Annotated in this window: 13 protein-coding genes; 7 read left to right on the top strand and 6 right to left on the bottom strand. The window is 60.3% G+C overall.

Annotation, left to right across the window (positions count from 1 at the left end; all coding sequences use genetic code 11):
• Positions 1–105 precede the first annotated feature (105 nt).
• The 3 genes from BM267_RS10265 to metH are packed head-to-tail and all read right to left on the bottom strand — an operon-like array spanning position 106 to position 5,403.
• Positions 106–336: a DUF2970 domain-containing protein gene (locus BM267_RS10265; protein WP_074779823.1), complete on the bottom strand. Its 231-nt coding sequence runs from the start codon at positions 334–336 to the stop codon at positions 106–108.
• A gap of 22 nt (positions 337–358) precedes the next feature.
• The gene (locus BM267_RS10260) at positions 359–1,708 is read right to left on the bottom strand and encodes an MATE family efflux transporter (RefSeq protein ID WP_235818269.1); all 1,350 of its coding nucleotides are present in this window, start codon (positions 1,706–1,708) and stop codon (positions 359–361) included.
• A gap of 2 nt (positions 1,709–1,710) precedes the next feature.
• On the bottom strand, positions 1,711–5,403 hold the full coding sequence (metH, locus tag BM267_RS10255) for a methionine synthase (protein ID WP_074779821.1): 3,693 nt from the start codon (positions 5,401–5,403) through the stop codon (positions 1,711–1,713).
• A gap of 250 nt (positions 5,404–5,653) precedes the next feature.
• On the opposite strand from metH, the gene nfuA reads away from it, so the two are divergent.
• Complete coding sequence (nfuA, locus tag BM267_RS10250) at positions 5,654–6,238, top strand: Fe-S biogenesis protein NfuA (RefSeq protein ID WP_036992289.1); 585 nt, start codon at positions 5,654–5,656, stop codon at positions 6,236–6,238.
• A gap of 66 nt (positions 6,239–6,304) precedes the next feature.
• Here the strand turns inward: nfuA and BM267_RS10245 are convergent, their stop codons facing one another.
• Positions 6,305–8,251 carry a transglycosylase SLT domain-containing protein gene (locus tag BM267_RS10245; protein ID WP_074779819.1) on the bottom strand — a complete coding sequence of 649 codons (1,947 nt, stop codon included), beginning with the start codon at positions 8,249–8,251 and terminating at the stop codon, positions 6,305–6,307.
• 173 nt (positions 8,252–8,424) lie between these two features.
• Here BM267_RS10245 and BM267_RS10240 point away from each other — a divergent pair, with 173 nt between their 5' ends.
• Positions 8,425–10,344 (top strand): ATP-binding cassette domain-containing protein, encoded by a 1,920-nt coding sequence (locus tag BM267_RS10240; RefSeq protein ID WP_074779817.1) that lies wholly within the window; start codon positions 8,425–8,427, stop codon positions 10,342–10,344.
• A gap of 60 nt (positions 10,345–10,404) precedes the next feature.
• Here BM267_RS10240 and BM267_RS10235 read toward each other — a convergent pair whose 3' ends face one another.
• Positions 10,405–10,848, bottom strand: coding sequence for a universal stress protein (locus BM267_RS10235; protein WP_036992287.1), 444 nt, complete (start codon positions 10,846–10,848; stop codon positions 10,405–10,407).
• Positions 10,849–10,963: 115 nt separating this feature from the next.
• Here BM267_RS10235 and BM267_RS10230 point away from each other — a divergent pair, with 115 nt between their 5' ends.
• From BM267_RS10230 to fadA, 3 genes are all read left to right on the top strand, one after another.
• Positions 10,964–11,410, top strand: coding sequence for a hypothetical protein (locus BM267_RS10230; RefSeq protein ID WP_074779815.1), 447 nt, complete (start codon positions 10,964–10,966; stop codon positions 11,408–11,410).
• Between the two features lie 239 nt (positions 11,411–11,649).
• Complete coding sequence (gene fadB / locus BM267_RS10225) at positions 11,650–13,797, top strand: fatty acid oxidation complex subunit alpha FadB (protein WP_074780117.1); 2,148 nt, start codon at positions 11,650–11,652, stop codon at positions 13,795–13,797.
• A gap of 30 nt (positions 13,798–13,827) precedes the next feature.
• The gene (fadA, locus tag BM267_RS10220) at positions 13,828–15,003 is read left to right on the top strand and encodes an acetyl-CoA C-acyltransferase FadA (RefSeq protein ID WP_074779813.1); all 1,176 of its coding nucleotides are present in this window, start codon (positions 13,828–13,830) and stop codon (positions 15,001–15,003) included.
• A 69-nt stretch (positions 15,004–15,072) separates the two neighbouring features.
• Here fadA and BM267_RS10215 read toward each other — a convergent pair whose 3' ends face one another.
• On the bottom strand, positions 15,073–15,678 hold the full coding sequence (locus BM267_RS10215) for a TetR/AcrR family transcriptional regulator (protein ID WP_036992283.1): 606 nt from the start codon (positions 15,676–15,678) through the stop codon (positions 15,073–15,075).
• Positions 15,679–15,754: 76 nt separating this feature from the next.
• Here BM267_RS10215 and BM267_RS10210 point away from each other — a divergent pair, with 76 nt between their 5' ends.
• Both BM267_RS10210 and BM267_RS10205 read left to right on the top strand, forming a co-directional pair.
• Complete coding sequence (locus tag BM267_RS10210; protein WP_074780113.1) at positions 15,755–17,230, top strand: flavin-containing monooxygenase; 1,476 nt, start codon at positions 15,755–15,757, stop codon at positions 17,228–17,230.
• A gap of 20 nt (positions 17,231–17,250) precedes the next feature.
• Positions 17,251–18,066: an SDR family NAD(P)-dependent oxidoreductase gene (locus tag BM267_RS10205; RefSeq protein WP_074779811.1), complete on the top strand. Its 816-nt coding sequence runs from the start codon at positions 17,251–17,253 to the stop codon at positions 18,064–18,066.
• Positions 18,067–18,091: the final 25 nt, after the last annotated feature.

The raw sequence follows: 18,091 nt of genomic DNA, 5'->3' as shown, positions 1-18,091 counted from the left end.
GTGGCGACGAAAACAGTGGTCTCGATGCCTTTGCAGCCGTGGCACTGATTCTGATCGCCGTGGCGGCTGCCGTATTCTGGGTCAGCCAGCACTAGGGCTCCATCTCTAGCCGGCGAGGTGGGTTACCAGTTTGACCACACCCACCAATACCAGGATGAACACCAGCATGAAGCCAAGCCCGAAGAAGATGAAGTGGCTTGGCTTGCCGTGGCTGAAATCCCGCTCCCTGGCCTTGTTGCTCTGAACCCCAAGGGCACCGAACAGAATGGTGCTGATCATGTCTCGCCGGCGCATCCGTGGCGGTGTGTCCCTGTCATCGTTCTTTTTATCGGTCATCGCTGTCTCGCCTGCTGGATCATCAGATCTGAATATCAGCCCAGTGCTTGCGCTCCCACATTATGGCAAAGATAACAGAAGTCATGACCCGATACAGGCTCTGCAGCAGCCAAACCGCCAGCAGCCCGCCGCCGAGGATAGGCCCGGCGAGGTAGGCGCAGGGCAGGAATATCAGCCACTGACTGCCCAGGTTCACGCTCATCACCGTGCGGCTGGCACCGGCCCCCAGCAGCGCCTGGGTCAGTACCAGAGCGATGGCATCCAGAGTCATGCCCAAGCCGGTGATACGCAAAGGCCAGATACCCAGGGTCAGCAGCTCCGGGTCCCGGGTGAATGCTTGCAGTATCAGCTCAGGTACCAACCAGAAGGGCAGGCCCATGATGAACAGCGTGACGACCGCTACCCGCACCACATCCCAGCCCCAGCGGTAGGCTTCCTGAGGTTGCTGCTCGCCGAGACTATGGCTGACCAGCGTGGTGGCTGCCATGCCCAGGCCGACGCCGGGCAGGATCAGCAGCAACGCCAGGTTGACCAGCACATGGGCGATGGCCAGTTCGGCGGTGCCGATCTGGCCGATGATCCAGAACAGGGCCGTCACGCCGGTGGCGAAGAAGAACTGCTGCAGGGAGTTGGGCACAGACAGGCGCAGCATGAAGCGGATATCCGTCAGGCTCGGCAGGCTGCGCATGAAGCCATGGCGGCGGCCGGTGTGCCAGGTCAGCAGGAAATACATGCCGGTGCCCAGGAACATGGCGATGCTGGTGCCCAGCCCGGAGCCGGCCGCGCCCATTTCCGGCAGGCCGAAATGCCCGAAAATCAGGCCATAGCTGATGACCACATTGAACACATGCATGGCCACCAGAATCTGCAGATAACGCCCGGTCTGGCGAATGCCATTCCAGTAGCCCCGATAGGCGAAGTTCCAGCCCACGGCGATGACCGCCAGGGTGCGCCACTGAAAGTAATCACTGCCGATGGCGATGACATCCCCATCGTCGCTCAGCAAGCCGATGATGTGCTCGGCATTGAACCAGCACAGCAGCATCAGCGGCAGGGACAGCAGGGCGGCGATGAACAGGCCATGATTGAGCGGTGCGGCGAGCTGTTCGTTGCGGCCTTCGCCGCGGCGGCGGGCCACGGTGGCCTGAACTCCCACGCCCAGCCCCATGACCAACGCGATGATCACGAAGTTGGCGTAACCGCCCAGGCCGACACCTGCCAGTGCAGCTTCGCCCAGGGAGCCGACCATGGCGGCGTCCACCAGGTTCAGCACGCTCTGGCTGAGCATGCCCCCCACAATCGGCAGGCCCAGCAAGGTGATGTTCTTGAAACGCTCCTGGCTGGGCAGTAACTGGATTCGACGCTTACCCAATATCAGACGTCATAACCCAGGTTGGGCATCAGCCAGCGCTCGGTGGTGTCGATATCCTGACCCTTGCGCTTGCTGTAGCTTTCCACCTGGTCCTTGTCGATCTTGCCGACGGCAAAATACTGCGCCTTGGGATGGGCGAAGTACCAACCGCTGACCGCCGCGGTCGGGAACATGGCGTAGTGCTCGGTGAGCGTCACGCCGGAGTTGGCCTCGGGGTCGAGCAGGTCGAACAGCGTGCCTTTCTCGGTGTGGTCCGGGCAGGCCGGGTAGCCGGGGGCAGGGCGGATGCCCTTGTACTGTTCCTTGATCAGCTCCTCATTGCTCAGCTGTTCTTCCGGGTCATAGCCCCAATACTCGCGACGCACGCGCTGGTGCAGCCACTCGGCGCAGGCCTCGGCCAGGCGGTCGGCGAGGGCTTTGACCATGATCGAGTTGTAGTCGTCGCCGGCCTCCTGGTAAGCCTTGGCCACTTCCTCGGCGCCGATGCCGGCGGTAGTGATGAAGCCGCCGACATAATCGGTGACGCCGCTGTCCTTCGGCGCGACGAAATCGGCCAGGCAGAAGTTCGGCTTGCCGTCGGTCTTGACTGTCTGCTGGCGCAGGTGGAACAGCCGACTGATCGGCTGGCCCTGTTCGTCATACAGTTCGATATCGTCATGGTCGACCTGGTTGGCCGGCCAGAAGCCGAACACCGCCTTGGCGCGGATCAGCTTCTCGTCGATCAGCTTGCGCAGGATGGCCTGGGCGTCGTTGAACAGCGAGGTGGCTGCTTCACCGACGACCTCATCCTCGAGAATGCGCGGGTATTTGCCTGCCAGGTTCCAGGAGATGAAGAAGGGCGTCCAGTCGATGTACTGCTCCAGCACCCGCAGATCGATGTCTTCCAGCACCTTGCGGCCAAGGAAACTTGGCTGTACCGGCGCATGCTCCGTCCAGTCGAACTGCGGAGCAGCGGCCAGGGCCTTCTCGTAGCTCAGACGCTCGGTACGCGCTGCGCGGTTGGCGGTACGTTCGCGGATCATCGCGTACTCGTCGCGGGTCTTCTGCGCGTAGTCCGGCTTCAGCTCCTTGGATAGCAGAGTGGTCGCCACGCCCACCGCACGGGAGGCGTCGGTGACATAGACCACCGCATCGTTCTTGTAATGCGGGTCGATCTTCACTGCGGTGTGCGCCTTGGAGGTGGTGGCGCCGCCGATCATCAGTGGCAGGTGGAAATCCTGGCGCTGCATTTCCCGGGCGACATGGACCATCTCGTCCAGCGAGGGGGTGATCAGGCCGGACAGGCCGATGATGTCGCACTTCTCTTCAATGGCGGTCTTGAGGATCTTGTCCGCGGGTACCATCACGCCCAGGTCGACGATGTCGTAGCCGTTACAGCCGAGCACGACGGCAACGATGTTCTTGCCGATATCGTGTACGTCACCTTTTACCGTGGCCATGAGAATCTTGCCCTTGGCCTCGGGCTTGTCGCCTTTCTCCTCTTCGATGAAGGGGATCAGGTGCGCTACGGCCTGCTTCATCACCCGGGCGGATTTGACCACCTGGGGCAGGAACATCTTGCCCGAGCCGAACAGGTCGCCGACCACGTTCATGCCGGACATCAGCGGGCCTTCGATGACCTCAATCGGTCGCGTGGCTTGCTGGCGGGCTTCTTCGGTATCCTCGACGATGAAGGCGGTGATGCCTTTGACCAGCGCATGCTCCAGCCGCTTGTCCACCGGCAGGCTGCGCCATTCCTCGTTCTCGACCTCTTTCACCGTGCCGTCGCCGCGATAGTCCTCCGCGATGTTCAGCAGGGCCTCGGTGGCGCCGGGGTGGCGGTTGAGGATCACATCCTCGACCTTGTTACGCAGGTCCAGCGGAATCTGATCATAGATTTCCAGCTGGCCGGCGTTGACGATCCCCATGGTCAGGCCGTTCTGGATGGCGTAGTACAGGAATACCGAGTGGATTGCCTCGCGCACCGGGTTGTTACCACGGAACGAGAAGGACACGTTGGACACGCCACCGGAGGTCAGCGCATGGGGCAGGTGGTCGCGGATGTAGGCGCAGGCCTCGATAAAGTCCACTGCGTAATTGTTGTGCTCCTCGATACCCGTGGCCACGGCGAAGATGTTCGGGTCGAAAATGATATCTTCTGGCGGAAAGCCGACTTCGTTGACGAGTATGTCGTAGGAGCGCTTGCAGATTTCCTGTTTGCGCGCGGCGGTATCGGCCTGGCCGGCTTCGTCAAAGGCCATCACCACCACAGCGGCGCCATAGCGTTTGCACAGGCGCGCGTGCTCACGGAACTGCTCTTCGCCTTCCTTCATGGAGATGGAGTTGACGATGCCCTTGCCCTGGATGCACTTGAGACCGGCTTCGATGATGTCCCACTTGGAAGAGTCGAGCATGATCGGCACCCGGGAGATGTCCGGCTCGCCCGCGATCAGATTGAGGAAGGTCACCATGGCCTTCTTCGAATCCAGCATGCCCTCGTCCATATTGATGTCGATGACCTGGGCGCCGGCTTCCACCTGCTGCAACGCGACTTCCAGCGCTTCGGTGTAATTGTCCTCGCGGATCAGTCGGGCGAACTTGGCGCTACCGGTGATGTTGGTACGCTCACCGACGTTGACGAACAATGAGTTGCGATCGATCGTGAAGGGCTCCAGGCCCGACAGGCGGCAAGCCTTGGGGATATCCGGGATCTGCCGACGAGCGATATGCTTGACCGCTTCGGCGATGGCGCGGATATGTTCGGGCGTGGTGCCGCAGCAGCCACCGACGATGTTGACGAAGCCGGACTCGGCAAACTCGGCCACCAGCTCGGCGGTCTGTGCGGCGGTTTCGTCGTATTCCCCGAAGGCGTTGGGCAAGCCGGCGTTGGGGTGCGCGGAGACGTAGGTGTCAGCCTTGGCGGACAGCTCTTCCAGGTAGGGGCGCAGTTCTTTTGCGCCCAGCGCACAGTTCAGGCCGATGGAGATCGGCTTGGCGTGGCGCACCGAGTTCCAGAAGGCTTCAGTGGTCTGGCCGGAGAGCGTGCGGCCGGAAGCATCGGTAATGGTGCCGGAGATCATGATCGGCAGCTCCACACCCAGCTCCTCGAATACGCCTTGCACGGCGAAGATAGCCGCCTTGGCGTTGAGCGTGTCGAAGATGGTCTCGATCATGATCAGATCAGCGCCGCCTTCGATCAGGCCACGAGTAGCCTCGCTGTAGTTTTCCACCAGCGCATCGAAAGTGATATTGCGGTAACCCGGGTTGTTGACGTCAGGCGACAGGGAGCAGGTGCGGCTGGTTGGCCCCAGTACGCCGGCAACGAAGCGCGGCTTGTCCGGGGTCTCAGCGGTCTTCTCATCACAAACCCGGCGGGCAATTCGAGCGCCTTCCAGGTTCAACTCGTAGGCGAGCTCTTCCATGCCGTAGTCGGCCTGGGAAACCCGGGTGGAGTTGAAGGTGTTGGTTTCGATGATGTCCGAGCCGGCGTCCAGATAGGCGCGCTCGATATCGGCAATCACATCCGGGCGCGACAGGATCAGCAGGTCGTTATTGCCTTTCAGATCCCGATGCCAATCGGCGAAGCGTTCACCACGAAAATCGGCTTCTTCGAGTTTGAAGCTCTGAATCATGGTGCCCATACCACCGTCGAGAATCAGAATGCGCTGGCGCAAAGCATCATTCAGAGCGGCCAGGCGGGTGGTCAGGTCAGACATGAAGACTCCGGAACAGGGTAGATAAAGCCAACCAGTCTACCAGAAGGTCGCGGAGCACTGAATGAAAGGAACTCAAGGGCATCTTTCATTTGATTCAAGCAGATGGTCATATCCGGGCTGGCACTGAGCAGCGCCCGACTGCCTGGATGGGGGCTTTGTGAATAATAACCAAGTAAAACAGTGGGACTTTATTCGCGGCCGGGTATCCCGTACACTATGTCGCATCAAGTCATCGAACACGAGGCATTTCATGGCAGGCATTCACCTTACCGAGGCTGCCCAGAGCTATCTGGCGGAGTTGTTATCCAAGCAGGACACCGATGGCATCGGTATTCGGGTATTCATCACCCAGCCCGGTACGCCTTACGCGGAGACCTGCATTGCCTATTGCAAGCCTGGTGAAGAAAAGCCCGAAGATACCGTGATCGCCCTGGAGGCTTTCCGCGTCTGGGTTGATGCTACCAGCGAGCCTTTCCTGGAAGACGCAGTTGTTGATTATTCCACTGATCGCATGGGCGGCCAGCTGACCATCAAGGCGCCCAACGCCAAGGTGCCCATGGTCAATGATGACAGCCCGCTGAATGACCGCATCAATTACCTGCTGCAGACCGAGATCAACCCCGGCCTGGCCAGCCACGGCGGTGAAATCAAGCTGATCGATGTGGTCGAGGGTGGTATCGCTGTGCTGCAGTTTGGCGGTGGTTGCCAAGGGTGTGGCATGGTCGACGTGACATTGAAAGAAGGTGTCGAGAAGACTCTGGTCGCGCGGATTCCCGAGCTCAACGGGGTACGTGATGTGACCGACCACTCGGTCAAGGAAAACGCCTACTACTAAGTAGCAGCGTGTACCGGGGTGTAGCACAGATGAGCTACACCCCGGCTTATCGACTTATCTATTACGCTATTCCACGTAGCGTTCGTGCTGCTCCATCACCGCCTGTTTTATTCCCAGTTTCTCGCCGTAGATCACCCCATAGGTCAACACGCTCTGCACATAGTTGCGGGTCTCGTCGAAGGGGATGGTCTCGATCCAGATATCCGAAGGCAAGGCCGGCATGTCGCGGGTCCATTGGCGTACGCGTCCGGGGCCGGCGTTGTAGGCGGCCGAGGCGAGCACCCGGTTGCCTTCGAACAGATTGTATAGCTGGGACAGGTAAGCGGTACCCAGGGCAATATTGCGTTCGGGCAGCAGCACATCATTGGTATTACCCAGCGGAATGCCATAACGCTGAGCGGTTTCCCGGGCAGTGGCCGGCATCAGCTGCATCAGTCCCAGGGCGCCGGCATGGGAGCGGGCGTCGGTCATGAAGCCGCTTTCCTGGCGGGTAATGGCATACACCCAACTCGAATTGAGCTGGCGTAACCGCGCCTGTTCGATAATGGGATCGCGATAGGCCAGCGGAAAGCGGATCTCCAGATCGTCCCAGTGCTGCGCCTTGCTGATGCCGCGAATCGCCGGGAAGTACCAATCCATCTGACGTGCCAGCGCGGCCTGGGCGATCAGTTCCTCGCGGCTGAACAGACGCTCGGCGTGGTACCACTCGCGGCGGGCATTCACATACTCGCCACGGGCGAAGAATTCCCGGGCGCGAATAATACCGGCAGTATCCTGAACCCGAGCGGCGGCGCGCGGCTCGATGGGCACCGGCTGGTGATTGGTGGCGTAGGGCTGACGGCTACGCTCGGCTGCCAGAAAACCGTAGAAATCCCTTTCCCCTGCCAGTTGCGCATAGTCGCTCAGCAGGTCGCCGGTATCCGAGTCGGCCAATTGAGCACTGCGCAGTTGCCAGTAACGCCAGCGGCTGTGCTGCTGCAGATGGTCGGGCATGCTGCGCGTCAGATCCTGCACGGCGTTCCAACGGCCGGTGCGCAGGGCGAGCCGGGCGCGCCATTCGGTGATGGTGTCGTCCTTCATCTGCGGATCATTGGCGGCCATGAAGGGAAGCGCTTCCGGCTGATGCCGGCGAGCGAGCCGCACCCCGATGTCCCGGGTCAGCGCCAGGCGTTGTTCCTCGGTGAACGGCAACTGCTGATAGTGCGGCCACAGGGCGAGGGCTGCGTCAGGGGCATCCCGGCCGAGGCGACGCAGGGCGACGGTAACCATCTCGGTCAGCTTGTCCAGCGGCTGGCTGGCGCTCGGTTGGTAGCGGCTGAATTGATTGAGCAGCTTGGGGTCGCTGGCAGTGGCGACGAAGCGTTCTGCCAGTGCGGTCTGGCTCGGCATATATCGCGTCAGATACTTGGCCAGGCCGTCCTGGCGATACAGCAGGGCTTCGCGTATGCGCTCCCAGGCGATATCCTCGGTCAGGCCACCTGCAGTCATCCAGCGTTGGAACAGCGGATCGCAGGCATTCGGCTGGGACTGGCCCACGGTCCAGAGTTCGCGGGTACGCTGCATGGCCTGCTCGGTACGGCCCTCACGCCACATCTGCATGACCAGCGGGCACTCCAGCTCGGCGGTGAGCGAGTCGGCATCCACATGCCGACGCAGCCGCTCCCAATCCTGCTCTTTGGCCAGACGCTGGAGCCAGTTCTGTTTCAAGCCGCGGGCGACAGGGAGGTCGCCATGGGCGGTGAGGAACTGCTCGATCTCCTGATGCGGCGCGTGGTCGAGGCGCTTGCGCAGGGATTCCAGCAGCAAGTAGGGATAGAGGGGGTAATCGCTCAGGTTTGCTTTCAGGCGTTGAAACTGCGCGTGATCGCCCCGCGCCAGAGCGCTCTGGGCTTGATCGTACTGGAGCCGCTGGTCGCTGAGGCGATCGGCCTGCACCGGCAGGCCGGCCAGCATGAGCAAGCTGCACAGCAGGCCGGTGGATCTGACAAAATGTTTTTTCACGATATGACGCATTGACCATCCTGCCCGGGTGGGCGCAAGGCTCTGTTTTCGAAGGTGCCCGTCGTGGGCTGGTGCTCTCCAGCTTAGCCGTTTGCCGAGAGGCTTCAAAGCCATGAGCGGCAATAAACATGCAGCTGTGGTCGGCGGCAGGTAGAATGCCGGCCTGATTGCTCAAAAGGTGTTATATGGCGCTGCTTTCCTTTACCGATGTTTCCCTGGCCTACGGTCTGAATCCGTTGCTCCACAAGGTCAGCTTCCAACTCGATCGTGGTGAACGGGTTTGCCTGATCGGCCGTAACGGGGCTGGCAAGTCCAGCCTGTTCCGGTTGGTTACCGGCGAACAGCCGGCGGATGAGGGCGAGCTGTGGTTCGCGCCGGGGCTGAAAATCGGCCAGCTGCCTCAGGAATTGCCCGAAGCGGGGCAGATGAAGGTATATGACGTTGTGGCTGCTGGCCTCGAAGGCGTCGGCGAGCTGCTGGCCGAGTATCACCGCCTGGTACATGGCGAGATGGGCGAGGCGGAATTGGCGCAGCTGGAGAAAGTGCAGGGTCAACTCGAGTCGAAGGATGGCTGGCGCCTGAATCAACTGGTTGAAACCACCCTGACGCGCCTGGGCCTGCCGGCGGAAAAGACCATGGCCGAGCTGTCCGGCGGCTGGCGTCGCCGGGTGCTGCTGGCTCAGGCGCTGGTCGGTGAGCCGGATGTACTGCTGCTCGATGAGCCGACCAACCATCTGGATATCCACACCATTGCCTGGCTGGAACAGGTACTGCTGGAATTTCGCGGTGCAGTGCTGTTCATCACCCACGACCGTCAGTTCCTGCAGGCGCTGGCCACGCGCATTCTGGAGCTGGATCGCGGTCAGTTGATCGATTGGCAGGGCGACTACCGCAGCTTTCTCGAACACAAGGAGCAGCAGCTGGCGGCGGAAGCCACGGCCAATGCGCTGTTCGATAAGAAGCTGGCGCAGGAAGAAGTATGGATCCGCCAGGGCATCAAGGCCCGGCGGACCCGTAACGAAGGTCGCGTGCGGGCGCTCAAGGCCATGCGCGATGAGCGCGCTCGGCGCATCGAGCGTCAGGGCAAAGCCAGTTTCCAGATGGAAACGGCCGATGCCTCGGGCAAGCGCGTCATCGAGCTGGATCAGGTCAATTTCGCCTGGCCGGGTCAGCGCCCGCTGGTGCGCAACCTCAGTACCAATGTCATCTGTGGCGACCGTATCGGTCTGATCGGCAACAACGGCTCCGGCAAGAGTACCTTGCTGAAGTTGATGCTCGGCCAGCTCGAGCCCACCAGCGGCACTATCAAGCACGGTACCAAGCTGGAAGTGGCTTACTTCGATCAGTTGCGTGGCCAGCTGGATCTGGAAAAGACAGTGATCGACAACCTTTCAGAGGGGCGCGATTTCATCGAGATCAATGGCGAGCGCCGGCATGTGATCAGCTATCTGGGCGACTTCCTGTTCTCGCCCGAGCGTACGCGCACGCCGGTCAAGGCCCTGTCCGGTGGCGAGCGGGCGCGCTTGCTGCTGGCGCGGTTGTTCAGCAAACCGGCCAACGTGCTGGTACTGGACGAGCCGACCAACGACCTGGACGTGGAAACCCTCGACTTGCTGGAAGAAGTGCTGGCCGGTTTCGATGGCACCGTGCTGTTGGTCAGCCACGACCGGGCCTTCCTGGATAACGTGGTCACCAGCAGCCTGGTGTTTGAGGGCCACGGCAACGTTCGTGAGTATGTAGGTGGTTATGCGGACTGGTTGCGCCAGGGCGGCAAGGTCGAATTGCTGGCGGAGTGGGGCGACGATGTAAACGAGTCGCCAGCTCCGACCGAGTCCGCGGTCGAGCCTGAACCGGCCAAGGCGCCAGCGGCAAAAACCAAGACCAAGCTGAGCTACAAGTTGCAGCGGGAACTGGATGCCTTGCCGGCGCTGCTGGAAAAGCTGGAGGCGGAACTGGAAGCCTTGCAGCAGCAGGTCAGCGATCCCGAGTTCTATCTGCAGGCCCACGAACAGACGGCGCCTGTACTCGCGGCTCTGGAGAGCAAACAGGGCGAGCTGGACCAGGCACTGGAGCGCTGGGCTGAGTTGGAGGATATGGAGGGCTAAGCCAGGGCGCCGTTCCTACGGGAATCGGCGCCCTTGTTATCTGTGCGAGGTGGCGGGGTGTCAGCTGGCTTCTTTCTTGTGCAGGCGCACAGCGATGACATCGCAGGGGGCGCCGTGCAGCAGGTCGTTGGCGGTGGAGCCGAGCAGCAGCGCCAGCCCGTGACGGCCATGGCTGCCGACCACGATCAGATCACAACCGTATTCAGTCGCCACGCGGTGGATTTCCTGACGGGGATGGCCGAAGGCGATCTGCAGCTGTTCGGTGGGCAGACCGAAATCGCCGGCAAACAGTTGCATGCGTTCGCGGGCCTGCTCGAACTGCTGTTGCTGCAACATGGACAGATCCATGGGAACGTCGCCGCCATAGGCCATGGCCAAGGGTTCAACGACGTGGACAATGGTCAGCTTGGCATCCAGTGCCTGGGCCAGTTGTCGGGCGTGATCCGCCACGGCGCGACATTCGTCGATCAGGTCAACCGCGACCAGCACATGTGAGTAGAGCATGCGGGTTCTCTCCTTGCTTTTCGCTGATCTTAGCAGTCTTTGGCTGGAGGTCTACAGTGAATGACTGAAGGCCGATCAAATACTTGATTCTTCACCCGAATGGGGCAAAAAACCGATGATCACCTGGGTAATAGTCGGCCTGGTAGCGGCAATCCTGATTTCCAATCTGGCGAAGCTGCTACCGCGTGGCCGTGAGCGTCATCTGCACCGATTGCGCGAGCAGGCCAGACGCTGCGGCTTTGCCGTCGAATGGCTGCGAGAGGCACAACGGGTGAACCAGCTGGAGGGTTGCATTGCCTACCGTATGCCCCTGGAGCGCGCGCCACTGGACCGAGAATTCAGTTGCCGCCGCGATGCCGACGGTAATTGGTCATGGCTGAACGGCTCGGCGGCAACACCGGGATGCCTGGAAGTGCTGGACCAACTGCCACCGCAGGTCCGTGGTATTGATCGGCAAAGCCTGTCAGTAGTGGTTTATTGGCGAGAGCCGGATGATGCGGCGGTACTGAACCAGCTTGTCGCCGCGCTGGCGCCGCTGAAAGCGGAGGCTCGGGCAGCCTGAGCGCCATCGCTGATATCTGACGCCGGGCAGCTTGTCGCCGTTTTTTTGCTGTCATGCCAATGTGGCAGATTGACAATGGCGCGGTTTTCCATGAAGGTGTGCGTACCCGAATCAAACGAGCGTATGAATTTTGCCTGGTCAGGCATCATTCCAGTGTAGTCGGGAACTATCATGACACCGTCCGGCAGAACGGCTGGGTGGTGTTTTCTCATCTGCTTTCACAGCGTGGAGATCAGTTGATGATTTACGAAGGTAAAGCCATCACGGTTCAAATCCTTGAAGACGGCATCGCCGAACTGCGGTTCGATCTGCAGGGCGAGTCGGTCAACAAGTTCAATCAGGCCACCCTCGCCGAGCTCAAGGCGGCCGTTGACAGCATCCAGTCCAACAGCAGCATCACCGGCGTCATTGTCACCAGTGGCAAGGATGTCTTCATCGTGGGTGCCGACATCACCGAATTCGTCCAGGCCTTCCAGTTGTCCGAAGAGGAGCTGGTCACTGCCAACCTGGAAACCAACCGCATTTTCAATGCTTTCGAAGACCTGAACGTACCCACAGTCGCTGCCATCAATGGCCTGGCGCTGGGTGGTGGTCTGGAAATGTGCCTGGCTTGCGACTTCCGCGTCATGGCGCAGAGCACCAAGATCGGCTTGCCGGAAACCAAGCTGGGTATCTATCCCGGTTTCGGTGGCACCGTCCGCCTGCCGCGTCTGATTGGTGTGGACAACGCCGTTGAATGGATTGCCGGTGGCGCTGAACAGCGTGCCGACAATGCGCTGAAAGTGGGCGCTGTGGACGCTGTGGTTGCCGATGGCAAGCTGCGTGATGCGGCGCTGGACATGGTGCGCCGCGCCATTGCCGGTGAGCTGGATTTCCGCGCCAAGCGTCAGCCCAAGCTGGAAAAGATCAAGCTCAACACCATTGAGCAGATGATGGCTTTCGAAACCACCAAGGGTTTCGTTGCCGGTCAGGCTGGCCCGAACTACCCGGCGCCGGTTGAAGCGATCAAGACCATCCAGAAAGCCGCCAACCATGGCCGCGACAAGGCTCTGGAAGTTGAGGCTGCTGGCTTCGCCAAGCTGGCCAAGACCACTGTGGCTGCCTCGCTGGTGGGATTGTTCCTGAATGATCAGGCGCTCAAGAGCAAGGCCAAGAAGTACGACAAGCAAGCTGGCGACGTGAAACTGGCTGCGGTGTTGGGCGCGGGTATCATGGGTGGCGGTATCGCCTATCAGTCCGCTTCCAAGGGCACGCCGATCCTGATGAAGGATATCCGCGAGGAAGGCATCCAGCTGGGTCTGGACGAAGCCGCCAAACTGCTCGGCAAGCGCGTCGAGAAGGGCCGGATGAAGCCTGCGCAGATGGCTACGGCATTGAATGCCATTCGCCCGACCATGTCCTACGGCGATTTCGGCAACGTTGATATCGTGGTCGAAGCGGTCGTCGAGAACCCCAAGGTCAAGCACGCCGTTCTGGCCGAAGTGGAGCAGCACGTACGCGAAGACGCGATCATCGCCTCCAACACCTCGACCATCTCCATTACCTACCTGGCCCAGGCGCTGAAGCGTCCGGAAAACTTCGTTGGTATGCACTTCTTCAACCCGGTACACATGATGCCGCTGGTTGAGGTGATCCGTGGCGAGAAGTCCAGCGAGAAGGCCGTGGCTACCACCGTTGCCTACGCCAAGAAAATGGGCAAGACGCCGATCGTGGTCAATGACTGCCCGGGCTTCCTGGTCAACCGCGTACTGTTCCCGTATTTCGGCGGGTTTGCCCGTCTGATCGGTATGGGTGCCGACTTCCAGCGCGTCGACAAGATCATGGAAAAATTCGGCTGGCCCATGGGCCCGGCCTATCTGATGGACGTGGTTGGCATGGACACCGGTCACCATGGCCGTGACGTGATGGCCGAAGGTTATCCGGATCGTATGGCAGACAAGACCAAGACCGCGGTCGACGTCATGTATGAATCCAACCGCCTGGGTCAGAAGACCGGCAAGGGCTTCTATGCCTACGAAGTGGACAAGAAGGGCAAGCCGAAGAAGGTTGTCGATGCCGAGGCCTACGAGCTGCTCAAGCCTATCGTGCAGGAACAGCGTGAGCTGACCGATGAAGAAATCATCGAGATCATGATGGTTCCGCTGTGTCTGGAAACCGTTCGCTGCCTGGAAGATGGCATTGTTGAGTCTGCTGCCGACGCCGATATGGGCCTGATCTACGGCATTGGCTTCCCTCCCTTCCGGGGCGGCGCGCTGCGCTATATCGACACCATTGGTCTGGCCGAGTTTGTGGCCATTGCTGACAAATACGCCGAGTTTGGCCCCATGTACCACCCGACTGAAAAGTTGCGTGAAATGGCTGCCACCGGCAAGAAATTCTTCGGTTAACCGCGGAACGTACAGAGCGAGAGTGAATTTATGAGCCTCAATCCAAGAGACGTTGTAATTGTCGACTTTGGCCGCACGCCGATGGGCCGATCCAAGGGTGGTATGTACCGCAATGTCCGTGCCGAGACCATGTCAGCCAAGCTGATCACTGGTGTGCTGGCGCGTAACCCGAAAATCGACCCGGCAGAAGTTGAAGATGTTATCTGGGGCTGTGTTAACCAGACCCTGGAGCAGGGCTGGAACATCGCCCGTATGGCATCGCTGATGACCCCGATCCCCCACACCAGTGCGGCCCAGACCGTCAGCCGTCTGTGTGGTTCGTCCATGAGCGCACTGCACACCGCCGCCCAGGCCATCATGACCGGCAACGGTGATGTATTTGTGATCGGCGGTGTCGAGCACATGGGTCACGTTGGCATGATGCACGGCGTTGATCCGAACCCGGCGTTGTCGCTGTATGCCGCCAAGGCTGCCGGCATGATGGGTCTGACCGCGGAAATGCTCGGCAAGATGCACGGCATTACCCGCGAGCAGCAGGATCAGTTCGGTGTGCGTTCGCACCAACTGGCGCACAAGGCCACCGTCGAGGGCAACTTCAAGGATGAAATCATCCCGATGGAAGGCCACGACGAGAACGGCTTCCTGCGGGTGTTCACCGAGGATGAAACCATCCGCCCGGAAACCACCATGGAAAGCCTGGGCGCCCTGCGTCCTGCGTTCAACCCGAAAGGTGGCACGGTGACGGCGGGTACTTCCTCGCAGATTACCGATGGTGCTTCCTGCATGATCGTCATGTCTGCCGAGCGCGCCAAGGCCCTGGGTCTGGAGCCGCTGGCGGTCATCCGTTCCATGGCTGTCGCCGGTTGTGATCCGTCGATCATGGGCTATGGTCCGGTTCCCGCGACCAAGAAAGCGCTCAAGCGCGCTGGCATGACCATGGATGACGTCAGCCATGTCGAGTTGAACGAAGCCTTTGCGGCGCAGGCTCTGCCGGTGCTCAAGGATCTGAAGCTGCTCGACCAGATGGACCAGAAGGTCAACCTGCACGGCGGCGCCATTGCCCTGGGTCACCCGTTCGGCTGCTCCGGTGCGCGTATCTCCGGCACCCTGCTGAACGTGATGAAGCAGAACAACGGTACCGTTGGTATCGCGACCATGTGTATCGGTCTGGGTCAGGGCATCACTACCGTTTTCGAACGGGTCTGATCGCTCGAGCTGTTTCAGCTTGATCCAAACAACTACCCCCGCCCATGGCGGGGGTAGTTGTTTCTGGGCTTATTGCAACAGGGACGCGCCGATCTTCAGCGTGGTCTCGGTCACCACCTCCACCGGCTGGGCATAGCCGCTGGCCATCCAGTACAGTGCGATGTGGATGACGCCACCCAGAATACCTGCCTGGAGCATGCGGTCGAACTGCTGACCGGGTTTTGCCAGTGCCAGGGTCATGTCATGGGTGCTGGCGCGCAGCGCATCTTCGATAGCCTGGTCCACTGCCGGGCTGATGCCGCGAATCTCCACCAGCAGCAATCTCGCCACATTCGGCTCATCCTTCAACGCCTGAAAGTAACTGCCAAGCATGGCGCGGCTGCGCGCCACTGGGTCATCGCCTGCCGCCTTGGCAGCGGCGAGGTTGCGTTCGCGCAAACGTCGCGTGGCCTGTTCATAGCAGGCAAGCAGCAACTCATCACTGTGATTGAAGGATTCATAGAAGTAACGTTGGGTCAGGCCAGCCGCTTCACACACCTGCTTTACGCCTGAATGACGGTAACCATGCTCGCCATAGACTTCGGTGGCGGCATCAATCAACTGCTGGCGGCGCAGCGCACGCCGCTCCGCTGTCGCCGATCCCCGGTAGCGTTTGCCTGTGGTGTCTGCAGTCATGATCTGTTCTGAAAATCTATATTGTCAGATCATAGCTGACAATATAGATTGTCAACAGGCTTCAGGGATGCTCAGCATGAATAAATTACAAGAACAATTCCAACCAGCGCCGCTGGATGTACTGATTATCGGGGCTGGTCTGTCCGGTATCGGCGCCGCTCGGGCATTGATCGACAAATGCCCGGACAAGCGTTATCTGGTTCTCGAACGACGACAGGCCATTGGTGGAACCTGGGATCTGTTCCGTTATCCGGGGATTCGTTCGGACTCGGACATGTATACCCTGGGCTACAGCTATAAGCCCTGGGTCGGGCGCAAGGCAATAGCTGATGGGCCAGACATCAAGCGTTATATCGAGGATATTGCTGACGAGGCGGGCGTTACTCATAACATCCGCTTTGGTCATCAGGTGGTCTCGGCCAGCTGGTGCAGTGAGCAGGCCTTGTGGACGGTGCTCGTTCGGGTAACCGACGCCGCTGGCAGGCAGCGCGATGAGCAGTTGCAGGCGCGCTTCATGTCATTCTGCTCGGGCTATTACAGCTACGACGAGGCCTACCGTCCCGAGTTTCCCAACGAGGCGGAGTTTACCGGGCAGATCATCCATCCGCAGTTCTGGCCGGAAGATCTGGATTGCCGGGGTAAGCGCGTGGTGGTTATCGGGAGCGGCGCCACGGCGGTGACCCTGGTGCCGGCGTTGGCCGAGCAGGGCGCGCAGGTGACCATGCTGCAACGTTCACCCAGCTATGTCGTCTCCCGGCCATTGGTGGATGGGGTTGCCCAGCGCCTGCAACGCTGGCTGCCCTTGCCGCTGGCCTACCATCTGACCCGCTGGAAGAACGTTTTGCTCGGTCAGTACTTCTACCGGCTCGCCCGCAACAAGCCCCAACGGGTCAGGGCCTATCTGTTGCATTTGCTGCAACGCCAGCTCGGCTCGGCGGTGGACATCAAGCATTTCTCGCCCAGCTACAACCCCTGGGATCAACGGGTGTGTGCCGTGCCGGACGGTGATCTGTTTCACATGCTCCGCGCCGGGCAGATCGACATTGCCACCGATACCATCGACTGCTTTACCGCCCAGGGCATACAGCTCAGCTCCGGGCAGGAACTGGAGGCGGACATTATCGTGACCGCGACCGGGTTGAAGCTGAACAGCATGGGCGATGTGCAGGTGCTGGTGGATGGCAAGACGGTCAACCCAGGTGACTGCATGGCCTACAAGGGCATGATGCTCAGCGATGTGCCGAACCTGATTCTTACCTTCGGTTATACCAACGCATCCTGGACGCTGAAAGCGGAACTGACCGCCAATTACATGGCCCGGCTGTTGCGCCATATGGACAAGAAAGGTGCGCGTATAGCGGTGGCGCCCCGTGATCCGGCGGTGGCGGAGCTGCCGTTTCTGAATTTCACCTCCGGCTATGTGCAGCGTGCTGCAGAGATACTACCCAAACAGGGTGATCGGCCATGCTGGCAGGTGAGTCAGAACTACCTGGCGGACAAGTACATTATCCAGTACGGCAAGCTGGATGACGGCGTGTTGCAACTTCAATAAAACCAACAAGAAAACCAAATATGAAAATCCAGGGATGCATAGCGGTACTGACGGGGGCGGGCAGTGGGATTGGTCGAGCATTGGCTCTGGCACTGGCTCGTGAGGGTTGCCATCTGGCGCTGGTGGATATCAATGCCAACAACCTGCGCGAAACAGCGGAGCAAGCACGACATAGTGGCGTCAACGTCACCGAGCACCCGCTTGATGTAGCAGATCGAAGTGCAATCGCGGTTTTACCCGAACAGGTTATCGCCGGCCATGGGCAGGTGGACCTGCTGATCAACAATGCGGGTGTGGCCCTTGGCGGGCACTTCGATCAGCTATCGGTAGAGAATTTCGATTGGCTGATGGCAATCAACTTCGATGCGGTGGTTTGTATGACGCGGGCCTTCCTGCCGCTGCTGCGGCAACGGCCAGCGGCGCGTATCGTCAATGTATCCAGCCTGTTCGGGCTGATCGCACCTGCTGGGCAAAGCGCCTACTGCGCCAGCAAGTTCGCCGTCAGGGGCTTTTCCAATGCGTTGCGCGAGGAGTTGGCCGGCAGCCCGGTGGGAGTAACAGTGGTGCATCCGGGTGGGATTGCCACTTCGATTGCGAACAGCGCCAGAGGGCCTGAAGGCGCCTGCGAACAGGAGCGGCAAATCCAGCTGGATCGTGCGGCCAAGTTACTGCGTATGCCGCCAGCTAAGGCAGCGGAAATCATTCTCAAGGGGATTATGCGGGATAAAGCGCGCGTGATTGTCGGTAACGATGCGCTGATATTGTCCTGGCTGGAGCGCTTGATGCCGGTCAGCTATTGGCGGCTATTGCCCAGAATGCCCGGTGCCCAGCGCTGATGACAACGTACATAAAAAGGGAAGT

This window comes from Halopseudomonas bauzanensis, assembly GCF_900114735.1.
Classification (GTDB): Bacteria; Pseudomonadota; Gammaproteobacteria; order Pseudomonadales; family Pseudomonadaceae; genus Halopseudomonas; species Halopseudomonas bauzanensis.
The sequence above is the reverse complement of the archived record's forward strand: the minus strand, read 5'-3'. Positions and strand labels throughout refer to the sequence as shown.

What these genes read in the sequence shown, in the direction of transcription:
- BM267_RS10265 (WP_074779823.1), bottom strand. Translation starts at nt 336, where the DNA reads ATGACCGATAAAAAGAACGATGACAGGGACACACCGCCACGGATGCGC.
- metH (WP_074779821.1), bottom strand. Translation starts at nt 5,403, where the DNA reads ATGTCTGACCTGACCACCCGCCTGGCCGCTCTGAATGATGCTTTGCGC.
- nfuA (WP_036992289.1), top strand. Translation starts at nt 5,654, where the DNA reads ATGGCAGGCATTCACCTTACCGAGGCTGCCCAGAGCTATCTGGCGGAG.
- BM267_RS10245 (WP_074779819.1), bottom strand. Translation starts at nt 8,251, where the DNA reads ATGCGTCATATCGTGAAAAAACATTTTGTCAGATCCACCGGCCTGCTG.
- BM267_RS10240 (WP_074779817.1), top strand. Translation starts at nt 8,425, where the DNA reads ATGGCGCTGCTTTCCTTTACCGATGTTTCCCTGGCCTACGGTCTGAAT.
- BM267_RS10235 (WP_036992287.1), bottom strand. Translation starts at nt 10,848, where the DNA reads ATGCTCTACTCACATGTGCTGGTCGCGGTTGACCTGATCGACGAATGT.
- BM267_RS10230 (WP_074779815.1), top strand. Translation starts at nt 10,964, where the DNA reads ATGATCACCTGGGTAATAGTCGGCCTGGTAGCGGCAATCCTGATTTCC.
- fadB (WP_074780117.1), top strand. Translation starts at nt 11,650, where the DNA reads ATGATTTACGAAGGTAAAGCCATCACGGTTCAAATCCTTGAAGACGGC.
- fadA (WP_074779813.1), top strand. Translation starts at nt 13,828, where the DNA reads ATGAGCCTCAATCCAAGAGACGTTGTAATTGTCGACTTTGGCCGCACG.
- BM267_RS10215 (WP_036992283.1), bottom strand. Translation starts at nt 15,678, where the DNA reads ATGACTGCAGACACCACAGGCAAACGCTACCGGGGATCGGCGACAGCG.
- BM267_RS10210 (WP_074780113.1), top strand. Translation starts at nt 15,755, where the DNA reads ATGAATAAATTACAAGAACAATTCCAACCAGCGCCGCTGGATGTACTG.
- BM267_RS10205 (WP_074779811.1), top strand. Translation starts at nt 17,251, where the DNA reads ATGAAAATCCAGGGATGCATAGCGGTACTGACGGGGGCGGGCAGTGGG.